We start from the raw sequence: 13,061 nt of genomic DNA on the forward strand, positions 1-13,061 counted from the left end.
GGGGCGCGCGGCGGGGATGGCAGCGTGATACTACGTACGGGAATTATCCCTTGGTGGCGCCAAAGGTCAATCCTGCCACGAAATGCTTCTGCATCAGGAAGAACATCAGCACCGACGGCAGGGCCGCCAGGATCGAGCCGGCCGAGACCAGGTTCCAGGCCGTGGTCCACTGCCCTTTCAGGCCTGCCACGCCAACCGTGATCGGCGCGGCCGTGTCGCCCTGCGTCAGGCACAGGGCCCAGAAATAGTCATTCCACACAAAGGTAAATACCAGGATGCCGAGCGCGGCCAGCGCCGGCCGTATCAAAGGCAGGATCACTTTGGTAAAAATCGTCCATTCGCCGGCGCCTTCGATGCGCGCCGCTTCGATCAGCTCGAACGGCAGCTGCTTGATGAAGTTACGCAGGAACAAGGTACAAAACCCGGTCTGGAACGCCACATGGAACAGCACCAGGCCCTGCACCGTGTTGAACACGCCAAAGTCCAGCGACATATTGCGCACCGGGATCATCAAAATTTGCACTGGCACGAAGTTGCACGCCACAAAGGTGGCAAACAGAAACGTGTTGCCCTTGAACTTGTAGGTCGACAAGGCAAAACCGGCCATCGCCGCCAGCGCGATCGAACCGATTACCGATGGCACCGTGATCAGCACGCTGTTCCAGAAATAGTGCAGCATCGGCGAGGCCGTCAGCGCTTCGTGGTAGTTGGCCCACAGCGACAGGTCGCGCGGCCAGCCCCAGTAATTGCCTTCCATCAGTTCTTCGGTCGAGCGCAGCGACGTCACCAGTACGGCGATCATCGGCAGCAGCCAGATCACCAGTGCCAGCGGCAGGGACAATTTATACAGGCGCCGGTTCCACGGCTTCCATTTATCGACAGGCATGGGATACATGGTGGCCCTTTACTGTTCAGTGCGCAGCATGCGCTTGAGGTGGTACACGATATACACCAGCATCATGGCAAACAGCACCACGGCAACGGCGGCCGAATAGCCCTGGCGGTAATACTTGATGGCCTGGTCATACGAGTAATAGGCCAGCACGGTCGAGCTTTCAAACGGCCCGCCGCCGCTCATCACGGAAATCAGGTCAAAGCTGCGCAGCGCGCCGATAATGGTGACCACCACCGCCATGAAGGTGCTCGGGCGCAATTGCGGCAGGATCACGTGGATCAGCATCTTCCAACCCTTGGCGCCTTCCATGCGCGCCGCTTCCACCTGCTCCGAGTTGATCGAGGTCAGCCCGGTCAGGAACAGAATCATGCAGTACGCCGTCTGCGGCCACAGTGCGGCAAAGATAATGCCGTAGGTTACATAGCGCGGGTCGCCCAGCACCGGCACGCCATGGCCGAGAATCAGCGCCAGCAGGCCAAAAGTCGGATCGTAGAACCAGCTGAAAATCAGGCCCACCACCACGCCCGACAAGACGAACGGGGCGAAGAACAGCGACTTGACCAGGCGGATGCCGCGCACCTGCTGGTTCAGGTACAGCGCCACGGCCAGGCCGGCAGGCGGCGCGAGCAGGAACAGCACCAGCCACAGGAAGTTGTTTTTCAGGGCGGTGAAAAACGTGTCCGTATGAAACAGTTCCTGGTAATTGGCCAGGCCGACAAACGTCTTCTGCGCCAGGCCATCCCACTCGAAAAAGCTCAGGTAGATGGTGTACAGGATCGGATAGACCACGTACAGCCCGACCAGCAGGCAGGCCGGCGCCAGGAACAGCGCGGCGGCGCGATGCCGTTTGAAGGCGGGCGCGGCCCACCAGCGCACAGGCCGGCGCGGCGCCTGTTCACTGGTGGCGCTGGCGCCGAGAGTAGAAGTATGCATGTCGTCAGCCTGGCCCGGTCATCACGATTTTTTGTAGATGCGCTTGCGGGTGCGCTCGAGCTGCGCCAGGATGTCGTCCAGCGCGTTCGGATCGTTGATGAATTTCTGCATGCCCTTCATGCCTTCGTCAGCCATTTCCTTGGTCATGTCGCGGTCATAGAACTGCGCGATACCGCCCTTGGTGTTGGACAGGATGTCAAAGCCGATACGCGAAATCGGTTCTTCCGGCGGCGCCGACTTGCTGTTGGCCGGCAGGGAGCCCAGGCCTTCGGCCAGCTTGGCGCTGATGGACGGCGTGCCGACAAACGCCAGGAAGCGGCGCGCGTCGACCTTGTTCTTGGCGCGGCTAGGAATATGCAGCGACTCGATCGGGCCTTCCTCGGCGCCGGCAATCGCCGGGTCGATGCTCGGGAACTGGAAGTAGCCCATCACCGCCGCCTGTTTCGGCGGGAAGCCCTTGGCGATAAAGGTACCCATCAGCATCATCGCCGCCTTGCCCTGGAACACGAACGGTTGTGCCGCATCGAGGTCGTACGACAGCGGATTGTCGATGAAGTATTTATTGTCGAGCAACGTCTTCCAGGTGGTGTAGACCTTTTTCACGCGCGCATCGGTGTAGGCAATTTCGCCGTTCATCAGCTGCTGGTGGAAGGCATAGCCGTTGATGCGCAGGTCGAGGTAGTCGAACCAGCCGGCCAGGGTCCAGGCGTCGCGGCCACCGACGGCGATCGGGCTGATGCCGGCCGCCTTGAGCTTCTTGTTCGCTTCCATGAACTCGGCCCAGCTCTTCGGCTCGCCGGCGATGCCCGCTTTCGTGAACAGATCCTTGCGGTAGAACATGCCCCACGAGTAGTAGACGGTCGGCATGGCGTACTGCTTGCCCTTGTACGACGATGCTTCCTTGCTCGACGCGTAGGTTTCGTTCCAGTTGTTCTTGGCCCAGTCGCCGCTCAAGTCTTCAAACAGGCCGCGGCTGGCGTAATACGCCATGCGCTCGCCGTTGTGCCAGGTAACAATGTCGGGCGCCTGGCTCGACAGCCAGTTCGGCAGCTGGATCTTGTAGGCTTCTTCGTCGACGAAGGCGACCTTCAGCTCCACGTCGGGATTGGCCTTCTTGAATTCGTCGAGCGTCGATTGCCAGACGGTGCGCTGGCTGGCGCCCTTGAAAGCGATATTGACGGCCAGCGTACCGGCCTGGGCCGCCATGCTCATGGTGGCGGCCAGTACGGCTGCCGATATCATTCCTGCTTGCATCATGCGTTTCATCTTGTCTCCTGGGTGTTGATCACGGAAAAACTTCACGGTGCGAATCTGTGTTCGCTATTCAAACTGGCCCAACTTGAAATACCGACACGCCCTGCGGTGGCACTTGCGCGCTGCCGATGACAAATGTCGCTTGCGGCGGGTGCGGCGCATCGAGCGGCGCATCGCCATAATTGAACACATACGTCAGGTCGCCGCGACGGCTGATGCGCGTTCCGTCGCCCAAGCGTGCCACCGGCAAGCCCGCCTCTTGCGCCACCGTCGCCAGGTACTCGCGCAGCAGCGGCTCGTCAAAAATGGCCGCCAGGTAATGCAGGCGCTTATTGCGCACGATGGCCGGATGGCCGTCGTCGAAGGTCGCCACCACTTTGGTATCGCCGGCCACCTCGACAAGATCGCGCCAGATGCGCGCTTCGCCCTGATGCTCGCCCCACTGCACCGGCACGCGGGTGGTCGGACGCATGGCGTCGACGCGCCATACGCGCATCGGCAACTGCTGCGCCAGCGGGCCCGGTCCCAAGTTGCTTGGTATGCACAGATCCACCGTTTTCGAGCCGCTGCGCGGCGCAAACACCACGTGGGCGCCGCTGTCCTGCAGGCGCTGCGGCAAGTCGTCCGGCAGCACCGGCAGCGGCGGCACGACGATCAGGCTGTAGCCGTCGAAGTTGCTCGACGTTGGAATCACGTCGACGTCGAAACCGAGCGAGCGCAAGGCTGAATAATATTCGAATACCAGCGGACCGTACTGGAAGTCCTGGGCCTGCGGATGCACTTCGAACAGCCATTTGGCTTCATAGTCGAACACCAGCGCGACCCTGGTCGTCACCTTGGCATCCTGGTTGCCGATCAGTTGCAGCTCCTGCGCCACCTGCGTCGCTTCGGCGCCGCCGATATCGAGCAGATTATCGGGCGTGTTCAGGCCGGCATGCAGCTGTTCCTGGCCGAACGGGCACTGGCGCCAGCGGAAATACGAGACGCAACCGGCGCCGTGAGCAAACGCTTCCCAGCTCCACAGGCGTACCATGCCCGGCAGCGGCGCCGGATTCCACTTGGCCCAGTTGACGGGACCGGGCTGCTGTTCCATCACCCAGAAGGCTTGCTTCGACATGCCGCGGTACAGGTCGTGGTTGAACGAGGCAAAATCGGGGTGGCCGGTACGCAGCCAGCGCGCCTTCAGCTCGGGCGAAAACCAGAATTCTTCCAGTGCGCCCAGCGGATAGCTGTCCCAGGTCGCCGCGTCGAGGTCGGCGGCGACCGGATAATGGTCGAATTCAAAGAAGTTCTGCATGAAGTTATGCGCCATCACGCGGCCTGGCGCATGGCGGCGCAGTATCTCGACCTGCATGCGGTTGTAGCGCGCCACTTCGCTGGAAGCAAAACGGCGGTAGTCCATGCGGTGCGACGGATGAGCTTCGGTAACCGTGCCGACCGGCGCGTCGATCTGCTCGAAACTCGTGTATTCCATGCTCCAGAACACCGTGCCCCAGGCCGCGTTCAGCGCAGCGATGGTGGTATAGCGTGCGCGCAGCCAGTCGCGGAAACGCGCCACCGCGTCGGGCGAATAGCTGACCACCGTCTGGTGGCAGCCATATTCATTGTCGGTCTGCCAGGCGGTAACGGCCGGATGGTTGCCATAGCGCTCGGCCAGCAGGGTAACGATGCGATGCGAGGCCTCGAAATAGGCGTTCGAGGAAAAATCGTAGTGGCGGCGCGAACCGAAGGCGCGCGCGCGGCCGTCGGCACCGACCGGCAGGATATCGGGATGCAGGTCGATCAGCCACTTCGGCGGCGTGGCCGTCGGCGTCGACATCACCACCTCCAGGCCGGCCGCGCCCAGCACGTCGATGGCGCGGTCGAGCCAGTCCCACTGCAGCTTGCCCGCTTCCGGTTCGATGCGGCTCCAGGCGAATTCGCCGATACGTACCTGGGCAATGCCCATCGCTTTCATGCGCCGCGCATCATCTTCCCACATCGATTCCGGCCAATGTTCCGGGTAATAACAGACTCCTAAACGCATGACTTCACTCCTGTGCAAGATGTTGCGGATTGAACGGTGCCGCGACGGCGTTGCCATCGTCGGTAAACAAATGGCAGTGCTGCGCCAGCATGCCCAGGGTCAGCTCGGCGCCAGCCTCGGTGGCCACATTGCCGGGCGCCTTGGCCAGCAGCGGCTCGCCGCCGGCCTGCTCGAAATGCAGATAGGTCTGCTCGCCCAGGCGCTCTACCAGCATCACGCGGCGCACCAGGCAATTGCCCTCCTGCGGCGCCAGCAACAGGTGCTCCGGGCGCACGCCGACGCACATGCTCTGACCGGCGCTCAGCGAGCGGCCATCGGCCTCGATGGTGATGGCCTCGCCGGTATGGTCGAGCGTGACGCGCACGGCACTGCCGTCGCCCGCGACCACCTTGGCAGGCAGGAAATTCATTTGCGGCGAGCCGATAAAGCCGGCCACGAAACGGCTGTTCGGACGGTGATAGAGTTCCAGCGGCGAGCCGACCTGGGCGATGCTGCCCAGGCGCTGCACGTCGGGGCCGGCGCGCAGCAGCACGATCTTGTCGGCCAGGGTCATCGCTTCGACCTGGTCGTGCGTCACGTAGACCACGCTGGCGTCGACGAACTGCTTGTGCAGGCGGGCGATCTCGATACGGGTCTGGCCGCGCAAGGTGGCGTCGAGGTTGGACAGCGGCTCGTCGAACAGGAACACGCCGGGGCGGCGCACGATGGCGCGGCCAATCGCCACGCGCTGGCGCTGGCCGCCCGATAATTGTTTGGGTTTGCGCTCGAGCAGTTCATCGAGCTGCAGCACGCGCGCCGCTTCGCGCACGCGTCGGTCGAGTTCGTCTTTCGGCGTCTTCGCCAGCTTCAGGCCAAAGCCGATATTGTCGTACACCGACATATGGGGAAACAGCGCATAGCTCTGGAACACCATCGCCACGCCGCGCTCGGCCGGCGGCACATCGTTCATCAGTTCGCCGGAAATGCGCAGTTCGCCGCCGGACAAGTCTTCCAGGCCGGCGATCATGCGCAAGAGGGTCGATTTGCCGCAGCCAGAGGGGCCCAGAAAAACGCAGAATTCATGTTCGCCGATGTCGAGGTCGACGTTGCGGATTACCGCAGCGCCATTGCCATACGACTTCTGCACTGCTTTGAGTGTGATGCTTGCCATGCCTGGTCTCCAGTAGGTTAAGCGCTTAACCAATCCACTTTAAAAAAAGTGCCCGGCTAGCCAGGCACGCTCTTTTGCGTGTTTTTTATTATTATGGTTTCGAATATGCTCGTTTGAACCGAATATACCAAAGGATTTTTTTTCAGGCAATCTAATCCTGTGATGCATTGCAGCAATCGCGCCGCCAGGCCAAGCGGAGATTGACAGCGGCCGCCTAACCCTGTTGAATGCAGGCATGCTACCGATGCCCCCACCATGACCACCCTGTCCCAAGTTGCCCAGCGCGCCGGCGTGACCTCGGCCACCGTCTCGAACGTCCTGCGCCAGCGCGGCAAGGTCGGCGAGGAAACGCGCGCGCGCGTGCTGGCCGCCGTCGAAGCGCTGGGGTACCGGCCGCACCTGACGGCGCGCGCGCTGGCCGAAGGCCGCGCCCCCACCCTGGCGCTGATGGTGTCGAGCATCGCCAATCCGTTTTATCCCGAATACGCCCTGGCGGCGGAACAGGCGGCGCGCCAGCATGGCCGCTTCCTGATCGTCTGCAATACCAATGACGATCACGATATTGGCCGCGCCTACCTGGACCAGATCGCCGGTACCCTGGCCGACGGCGTGCTGGTGATGAACGCCGACCCGTCGCTCGATGACCTCAAGGCAACCGAGCGGCGCGGCGCCACGGTGGTGCTGGGCATGTGGGAAAAGCCGCACCAGCCGCCGGGCCTGCCGTGCGTGGCGGTCGATTTTCACCTGGCCGGCGCGCTGGCCGCGCGCCATCTGATCGCGCTGGGCCACCGCAAGCTCGGCGTAATGGTCGGTGGCGGCGTCTGCGGCGTGCACGCCGAGCGTGAACGCGGCTTCAACGATGCGCTGCTTGAACTGGGCCATGGCGACGCCGTGGTGCACAGAATGATGGTGCATGATTCGGTCGAAGGGGGACTGCAGGCGGGCGCCGCAATGCTGGCCGCCACGCCGTCCATCACGGCCGTGTTCGCCACCAATGACTTGCCGGCGCTGGGCCTGATGCATGCGGCAGCCGACCTGGGCATCAAGGTGCCGCAGCAGTTGTCGGTGATCGGGCTGACCGATATCCAGAGCGCACGCCAGTCTCGCCCCGCATTGACCACGGTGGCGCTGCCGACGGCGCAGGCGGCCGCCATGTCGGTGGCGCTGCTGCTCGAACTGATTGCCAGTCCGCAGGCGCAGGCGCCGATGCGCATCGCACCGCCGCCCGAACTGGTGGTGCGGGCCTCGACCGCACCACCGGCATTGATTTTTAGCTGACCACGGCCAGGCGCGGCTGCGTGCCGCCAAAGCGCTGCTCGATCGAAGCGGCGATGCCAGCACCGTCCAGGCCCACACTTTTCAGCAACTGCACCGGGTCGCCATGGTCGATGAACTGGTCGGGCAGGCCCAGCATCAGGATCGGCTTGACGATGCCTGCGGCGGCCAGCGCTTCGGCCACGGCCGAGCCGGCGCCACCCATGATGCAGCCCTCTTCCACCGTCACCAGGTAGTCGTGCTCGGCAGCCAGCTGTTTCACCAGGGCCACGTCGAGCGGCTTCACGAAGCGCATATTGGCCACCGTCGCGTCGAGCTGGCTACCGGCGGCCACGCTCGGCGCCACCATCGAACCAAACGCCAGGATGGCGATCTTCTTGCCCTGGCGTTTGATTTCGCCCTTGCCGATCTCGAGGCTGACCAGTTCCGGCACGATGGCCGCACCGGCGCCGGCGCCGCGCGGATAGCGTATCGCCGCAGGGCCCGGATAGTAGTAGCCGGTGGTGAGCATCTGGCGGCATTCGTTTTCGTCCGACGCGGCCATGATGACCATGTTCGGGATGCAGCGCAAAAACGCCATGTCATAGTTGCCGGCGTGCGTGGCGCCATCGGCGCCGACCAGGCCGGCGCGGTCCAGCGCAAACGTCACGTCCAGGTTTTGCAGCGCCACGTCGTGGATCAGCTGGTCATAGGCGCGCTGCAGGAAAGTGGAATAGATCGCCACCACCGGTTTGAGGCCCTCGCAGGCCAGCCCGCCGGCAAACGTCACCGAATGCTGCTCGGCGATGCCGACGTCGAAATAGCGATTCGGATACTGCTGTTCGAACTTGACCATGCCCGAGCCTTCGCGCATGGCCGGCGTGATGCCCACCAGGCGCTTGTCGTGCGCGGCCATGTCGCACAGCCAGTTGCCGAACACTTCCGTGTAGGTCATCTTGCCCGGCGCGCTGGCCGGCTTGATGCCCTCAAGCGGATTGAACTTGCCGGTACCGTGATACAGAATCGGCTCGGCCTCGGCCAGCTTGTAGCCCTGGCCCTTCTTGGTCACCACGTGCAGGAACTGCGGGCCTTTCAGTTGCTTGATGTTCTGCAAGGTCGGAATCAGCGAATCGAGGTCGTGGCCATCGATCGGGCCGATGTAGTTGAAACCGAATTCCTCGAACATGGTGGCCGGCACCACCATGCCCTTGGCGTGTTCTTCAAAGCGTTTTGCCAGTTCCAGCACCGGGCCCGGCAACACCGACTTGCCGACATTTTTTGCCGCCGCATAGAACTGGCCCGACATCAACCGCGCCAGGTGGCGGTTCAGCGCGCCGACCGGCGGCGAGATCGACATGTCGTTGTCGTTCAGGATTACCAGCAGGTTGACGTCTTCCTGCACGCCGGCATTGTTCATCGCTTCAAACGCCATGCCGGCCGTCATCGAGCCATCGCCGATCACGGCGATCGCATGCAGCGGATCGCCCTTGATCTTGGCCGCCTGCGCCATGCCCAGCGCGGCCGAGATCGAGGTCGACGAGTGAGCCGTGCCGAAAGTATCGTATTCGCTTTCGTCGCGTTTCGGGAAACCCGAAATGCCATCCTTCTGGCGCAGCGTATGCATGCGATCGCGGCGGCCCGTCAGGATCTTGTGGCTATAGGTCTGGTGGCCGACGTCCCACACGATGCGGTCGTGCGGCGTGTTGAATACATAGTGCAGCGCGACGGTCAGCTCGACCGTGCCCAGGTTGGACGACAGATGGCCGCCGGTTTTCGACACCGAGTCGAGCAAAAAGCTGCGCAGTTCCTGTGCCAGCGGCACCAGTTGCGAACGCGCCAGCTGGCGCACTTGCGCCGGTTCATTGATGGTTTCTAACAGTTTCATTTAAGCCTTCCGCTGCACGACCAGGTCTGCCAGCTCGCGCAGGCGGCGTGCCTTGTCCCCGAATGGCGCCAGCGCCGCATGGGCGTCGCACCGCAATTGTTCTGCCAGGGCTCTGGATGGTTCCAGTCCCAGTATCGACACGTAGGTCGGCTTGTTGGCCGCCGCATCCTTGCCTGCCGTCTTGCCCAGGGTGGCCGAATCGGCCGTGGCGTCGAGCACATCGTCGACCACCTGAAACGCCAGCCCCACCGCCTTCGCATAGGCGTCGAGCGCCGTCATGTCGGCAGGCGTCAGGTCCTTGCCGGCCAGCGCGCCCAGCACCACCGCGGCGCGCAGCAGCGCACCGGTCTTCAACTGATGCATCTGTTCCAGCTGCTGCAGGCTCAAGGCCAAGCCCACGCTGTCGAGGTCGATTGCCTGGCCGCCACACATGCCTGCCGAACCGGATGCCTGCGCCAGCAGCCGTATCATCGCCATCTGCCGCCCCGGCTCGATCGCCGCGCCTTCGGCCAGGATGGTGAAGGCCTGCGACTGCAGCGCATCGCCGACCAGCAGGGCGGTCGCTTCATCGTAGGCGACATGCACGGTGGGCTTGCCACGGCGCAATGCGTCGTCATCCATGCAGGGCATGTCGTCATGCACCAGCGAATACACATGTATCATTTCCAGCGCGCACGCGGCGCGCGCCAGGGTCGCCGCATCGGCATCGAACAGCTCGCCGGCGGCCATCACCAGCAGCGGACGCACGCGCTTGCCGCCGCCCAGCAGCGCATAGCGCATGGCCGCGTGCAGCTTGTGCGGCACCACGCCCGCCGCCGGCAGGAACCGGTCGAGCGCGCTTTCGACATCGGCCTGGGTGGCCTGCATCCAGTCGCCGAAGGTAATGCCGGCAGTGACTACCGCGCTCATTGCAAGGCCTCGCCATCGGCAAACGGTTTCAGCATGTCGCCTTCGAGCACCTTGACTTGCGCTTCGACACCGTCGAGCTGGCCGGCACAGTACTTGACCAGTTCCGAGCCGCGCTGATACGCCGCCACCGAAGCTTCCAGCGGCAACTGGCCCGCTTCCATTTGCGTTACCAGCTGGGCAAGCTCGGCCATGGCCTCTTCAAACGAGGCCGGCACGGCTGCAGCGACAGCGGCAGTTAATTTCTTGGACATAAACTCAGATCTTTTTCTTGGCACGAGGGGCTTGCCGGGAGATACCGGGGATACCCGGCCAGCATAGTAGCGTTATTTTAGAACAAACCACTGTATTAAGTGAAAACTAAAGCGCGCGCGGCGTGCTCAAAGCAAGACAGATTACGCGCCTGCCGATGGTTTTTGGCGAAACTGCCCCCATCTGCGCGAAAACGTGCCGCAAAGCGTCGTCTTCTCAGCAATATCGCCGAATAGACCCGTTTTTGGCAGGGCTTTTGGCATGGATGGGACCGATTCACGCTATAATCTCCGGTTCTGTCCGAAATACCGTTTCAACCAATTTGAATTCAGGTCTTTGCGGATTCTTTCTCTCTGTAGCGGTTGCCCGGGGGATGACCCGGGGGCCTGCTGACCGTTGTACATATTATGGGGGGTTGGGATGTCCGATCTGGCTACTCACGCCAAGCTGGCGCGTTCAAACGCGCAACTTCCGGTCCACGTCTATTTTGACGAAGCGCTGTTGCAGCGTGAAATGCAACAATTGTTCCACGCCGGCCCGCGCTATATCGGGCATGAGCTGATGGTGCCCGAAACGGGCGACTTTGCCACCCTGGCGTCCGAAAACGAAGGACGCATGCTGGTGCGCAACGCCAATGGCATCGAAGTATTGTCCAACGTCTGCCGTCACCGCCAGGCGCTGATGTTCAATGGCCGTGGCAATGCGAACAATATTGTCTGCCCGCTGCACCGCTGGACCTACGACCTCAAGGGCGAATTGATCGGTGCGCCGCACTTCCCCGAGACGCCGTGCCTGAACCTGTCGAAAACGCCGCTGCAAAGCTGGAACGGCCTGCTGTTCGAACAAAACGGCTACAACGTGATGGAAAAGTTGAAAGACTTGTCCGTCTCGAAAGACCTCGATTTTTCCGGCTACATGTTCGACCACGTGGAAATCCACGAGTGCGACTACAACTGGAAGACCTTCATCGAAGTCTATCTGGAAGACTATCACGTCGAACCGTTCCATCCCGGCCTGGGCAGCTTTGTCAGCTGTGACGACCTGCGCTGGGAATTCGGCAAGGATTACAGCGTGCAGACGGTCGGCGTGCACCGCGGCCTGCAGCATTCGGGCTCGGCCGCGTACCAGAAATGGCAGGAGCAGGTGCTGCAGTTCCGTGGCGGCGAACCGCCGCCGTATGGCGCCATCTGGCTGACCCTGTATCCGAACATCATGGTCGAATGGTATCCGCACGTGCTGGTGGTCTCGACCTTGTGGCCCGATGGCCCGCAGAAAACGCGCAACGTGGTCGAGTTCTACTACCCCGAAGAAATCGTGCTGTTCGAGCGCGAGTTCATCGAGGCCGAGCGCGCCGCGTATATGGAAACCTGCGTCGAGGACGATGAAATCGCCCTGCGCATGGATGCCGGGCGCAAGGTACTGATGGCGCGCGGCGTGAATGAAGTCGGCCCCTACCAGTCGCCGATGGAAGACGGCATGCAGCACTTCCACGAGTGGTACCGCGACAATATCGCACTGTAGTTTCCAGGGCCGCCGCGTGCGGCCTTTTTTTACCCCCGTTTTCCAGGAATCAGATGCAATCACTTTGGATGCTGTTTGCCAGTTTCATGTTCGCCATCATGGGCGTGTGCGTGAAGATCGCCTCGGACATGTATTCCACCTCCGAAATCGTCATGTATCGCGGCATCATCGGCATCACCGTGATGACCTGCACCATACTGTATCAAGGCGGCAGTTTCAAAACCGGCATGTGGGGCCAGCATCTGTGGCGCGGCGTGGTCGGCGTGATCGCGCTGTGGCTGTGGTTTTATGCGATCGCCATTTTGCCATTGGCCACCGCCATGACGCTGAACTACATGGCGCCGATCTGGATCGCCGTGATCCTGCTGGCCGGCGGCTGGTGGAAGGCAAGCCAGCAAGTCGAGTGGCCGCTGGTGGCGGCGATCGCCATGAGTTTTGTCGGCGTCACCCTGCTGCTGCAGCCGGTGTTTGAAACCGAGCAGGCGGCCGGCGCCATCACGGCGCTGATCTCGGGCATGCTGTCGGCACTGGCCTATTTGCAGGTAAGAAAACTTGGTTTGCTGGGTGAGCCGGAATACCGGGTGGTGTTTTATTTTTCCGTCGTCAACTTCGTTGCCGGCGTGATCGGCCATGTGGCCAGCGCCGGCGGCGGCCCTGTCGTCTGGCATGCGCATACCAGCGCGTATGGTGTGGGCCTCTTGGCCGCCATTGGCCTGTGCGCCACCATGGCGCAGATGGCGATGACGCGTGCGTATCGCTTGGGCAAAACCCTGGTGGTGGCCAACCTGCAATATACGGGCATCGTGTTTTCCAGCTTCTGGGGCGTGGTGATCTTCGGCGACCTGTTCGACTGGCACGGCTGGGCCGGCATCGGCATCATTCTCGCGTCCGGGCTTGCCGCCACCTATTACAATACCCGTAATACCGCCCGTGGCGCGGCGATTGCGCGCACGGATCCGATTGCCAGCGAAGTGTGAAGGAGCGA

Annotated in this window: 11 protein-coding genes; 3 read left to right on the forward strand and 8 right to left on the reverse strand. The window is 62.4% G+C overall.

Annotated elements, in window-relative coordinates; genetic code table 11:
• Positions 1-43 precede the first annotated feature (43 nt).
• The 5 genes from AC0Z42_RS15780 to AC0Z42_RS15800 form a co-directional block, all read right to left on the reverse strand.
• Positions 44-895 carry a carbohydrate ABC transporter permease gene (locus tag AC0Z42_RS15780; protein WP_485469149.1) on the reverse strand — a complete coding sequence of 284 codons (852 nt, stop codon included), beginning with the start codon at positions 893-895 and terminating at the stop codon, positions 44-46.
• Between the two features lie 9 nt (positions 896-904).
• On the reverse strand, positions 905-1,828 hold the full coding sequence (locus AC0Z42_RS15785; protein WP_485469150.1) for a carbohydrate ABC transporter permease: 924 nt from the start codon (positions 1,826-1,828) through the stop codon (positions 905-907).
• A 21-nt stretch (positions 1,829-1,849) separates the two neighbouring features.
• Entirely contained in the window at positions 1,850-3,085 is a 1,236-nt protein-coding gene (locus AC0Z42_RS15790) for an ABC transporter substrate-binding protein (protein WP_485469262.1), read from the reverse strand.
• A 67-nt stretch (positions 3,086-3,152) separates the two neighbouring features.
• Positions 3,153-5,108 carry a beta-galactosidase gene (locus AC0Z42_RS15795; protein WP_485469151.1) on the reverse strand — a complete coding sequence of 652 codons (1,956 nt, stop codon included), beginning with the start codon at positions 5,106-5,108 and terminating at the stop codon, positions 3,153-3,155.
• A gap of 4 nt (positions 5,109-5,112) precedes the next feature.
• Positions 5,113-6,258 carry an ABC transporter ATP-binding protein gene (locus tag AC0Z42_RS15800; RefSeq protein WP_485469152.1) on the reverse strand — a complete coding sequence of 382 codons (1,146 nt, stop codon included), beginning with the start codon at positions 6,256-6,258 and terminating at the stop codon, positions 5,113-5,115.
• 255 nt (positions 6,259-6,513) lie between these two features.
• Between AC0Z42_RS15800 and AC0Z42_RS15805 the strand changes: the two genes are divergently transcribed.
• Positions 6,514-7,536, forward strand: coding sequence for a LacI family DNA-binding transcriptional regulator (locus AC0Z42_RS15805; RefSeq protein ID WP_485469153.1), 1,023 nt, complete (start codon positions 6,514-6,516; stop codon positions 7,534-7,536).
• Here the strand turns inward: AC0Z42_RS15805 and dxs are convergent.
• From dxs to AC0Z42_RS15820, 3 genes are read right to left on the reverse strand one after another with little or no spacing between them, the layout of a single operon-like run.
• Positions 7,529-9,397 (reverse strand): 1-deoxy-D-xylulose-5-phosphate synthase, encoded by a 1,869-nt coding sequence (gene dxs / locus AC0Z42_RS15810; RefSeq protein ID WP_485469154.1) that lies wholly within the window; start codon positions 9,395-9,397, stop codon positions 7,529-7,531. The two genes, AC0Z42_RS15805 and dxs, sit on opposite strands and share 8 nt — an antisense overlap.
• Positions 9,398-10,306: a polyprenyl synthetase family protein gene (locus AC0Z42_RS15815; RefSeq protein ID WP_485469155.1), complete on the reverse strand. Its 909-nt coding sequence runs from the start codon at positions 10,304-10,306 to the stop codon at positions 9,398-9,400.
• Positions 10,303-10,557, reverse strand: a complete 255-nt coding sequence (locus AC0Z42_RS15820) for an exodeoxyribonuclease VII small subunit (RefSeq protein ID WP_485469156.1) — start codon at positions 10,555-10,557, stop codon at positions 10,303-10,305. Before AC0Z42_RS15820 ends, AC0Z42_RS15815 begins: the two co-directional genes overlap by 4 nt.
• A 418-nt stretch (positions 10,558-10,975) precedes the next feature.
• On the opposite strand from AC0Z42_RS15820, the gene AC0Z42_RS15825 reads away from it, so the two are divergent.
• Complete coding sequence (locus AC0Z42_RS15825) at positions 10,976-12,076, forward strand: aromatic ring-hydroxylating oxygenase subunit alpha (RefSeq protein ID WP_485469157.1); 1,101 nt, start codon at positions 10,976-10,978, stop codon at positions 12,074-12,076.
• A gap of 53 nt (positions 12,077-12,129) precedes the next feature.
• On the forward strand, positions 12,130-13,053 hold the full coding sequence (locus tag AC0Z42_RS15830; protein ID WP_485469158.1) for a DMT family transporter: 924 nt from the start codon (positions 12,130-12,132) through the stop codon (positions 13,051-13,053).
• The last annotated feature ends 8 nt before the right edge of the window (positions 13,054-13,061 follow it).

Source organism: Janthinobacterium sp. 1L-D-8-B-C4 (assembly GCF_057291295.1).

Coding starts and splice junctions, on each gene's coding strand:
- AC0Z42_RS15780 (WP_485469149.1), bottom strand. CDS start 895: ATGTATCCCATGCCTGTCGATAAATGGAAGCCGTGGAACCGGCGCCTG.
- AC0Z42_RS15785 (WP_485469150.1), bottom strand. CDS start 1,828: ATGCATACTTCTACTCTCGGCGCCAGCGCCACCAGTGAACAGGCGCCG.
- AC0Z42_RS15790 (WP_485469262.1), bottom strand. CDS start 3,085: ATGATGCAAGCAGGAATGATATCGGCAGCCGTACTGGCCGCCACCATG.
- AC0Z42_RS15795 (WP_485469151.1), bottom strand. CDS start 5,108: ATGCGTTTAGGAGTCTGTTATTACCCGGAACATTGGCCGGAATCGATG.
- AC0Z42_RS15800 (WP_485469152.1), bottom strand. CDS start 6,258: ATGGCAAGCATCACACTCAAAGCAGTGCAGAAGTCGTATGGCAATGGC.
- AC0Z42_RS15805 (WP_485469153.1), top strand. CDS start 6,514: ATGACCACCCTGTCCCAAGTTGCCCAGCGCGCCGGCGTGACCTCGGCC.
- dxs (WP_485469154.1), bottom strand. CDS start 9,397: ATGAAACTGTTAGAAACCATCAATGAACCGGCGCAAGTGCGCCAGCTG.
- AC0Z42_RS15815 (WP_485469155.1), bottom strand. CDS start 10,306: ATGAGCGCGGTAGTCACTGCCGGCATTACCTTCGGCGACTGGATGCAG.
- AC0Z42_RS15820 (WP_485469156.1), bottom strand. CDS start 10,557: ATGTCCAAGAAATTAACTGCCGCTGTCGCTGCAGCCGTGCCGGCCTCG.
- AC0Z42_RS15825 (WP_485469157.1), top strand. CDS start 10,976: ATGTCCGATCTGGCTACTCACGCCAAGCTGGCGCGTTCAAACGCGCAA.
- AC0Z42_RS15830 (WP_485469158.1), top strand. CDS start 12,130: ATGCAATCACTTTGGATGCTGTTTGCCAGTTTCATGTTCGCCATCATG.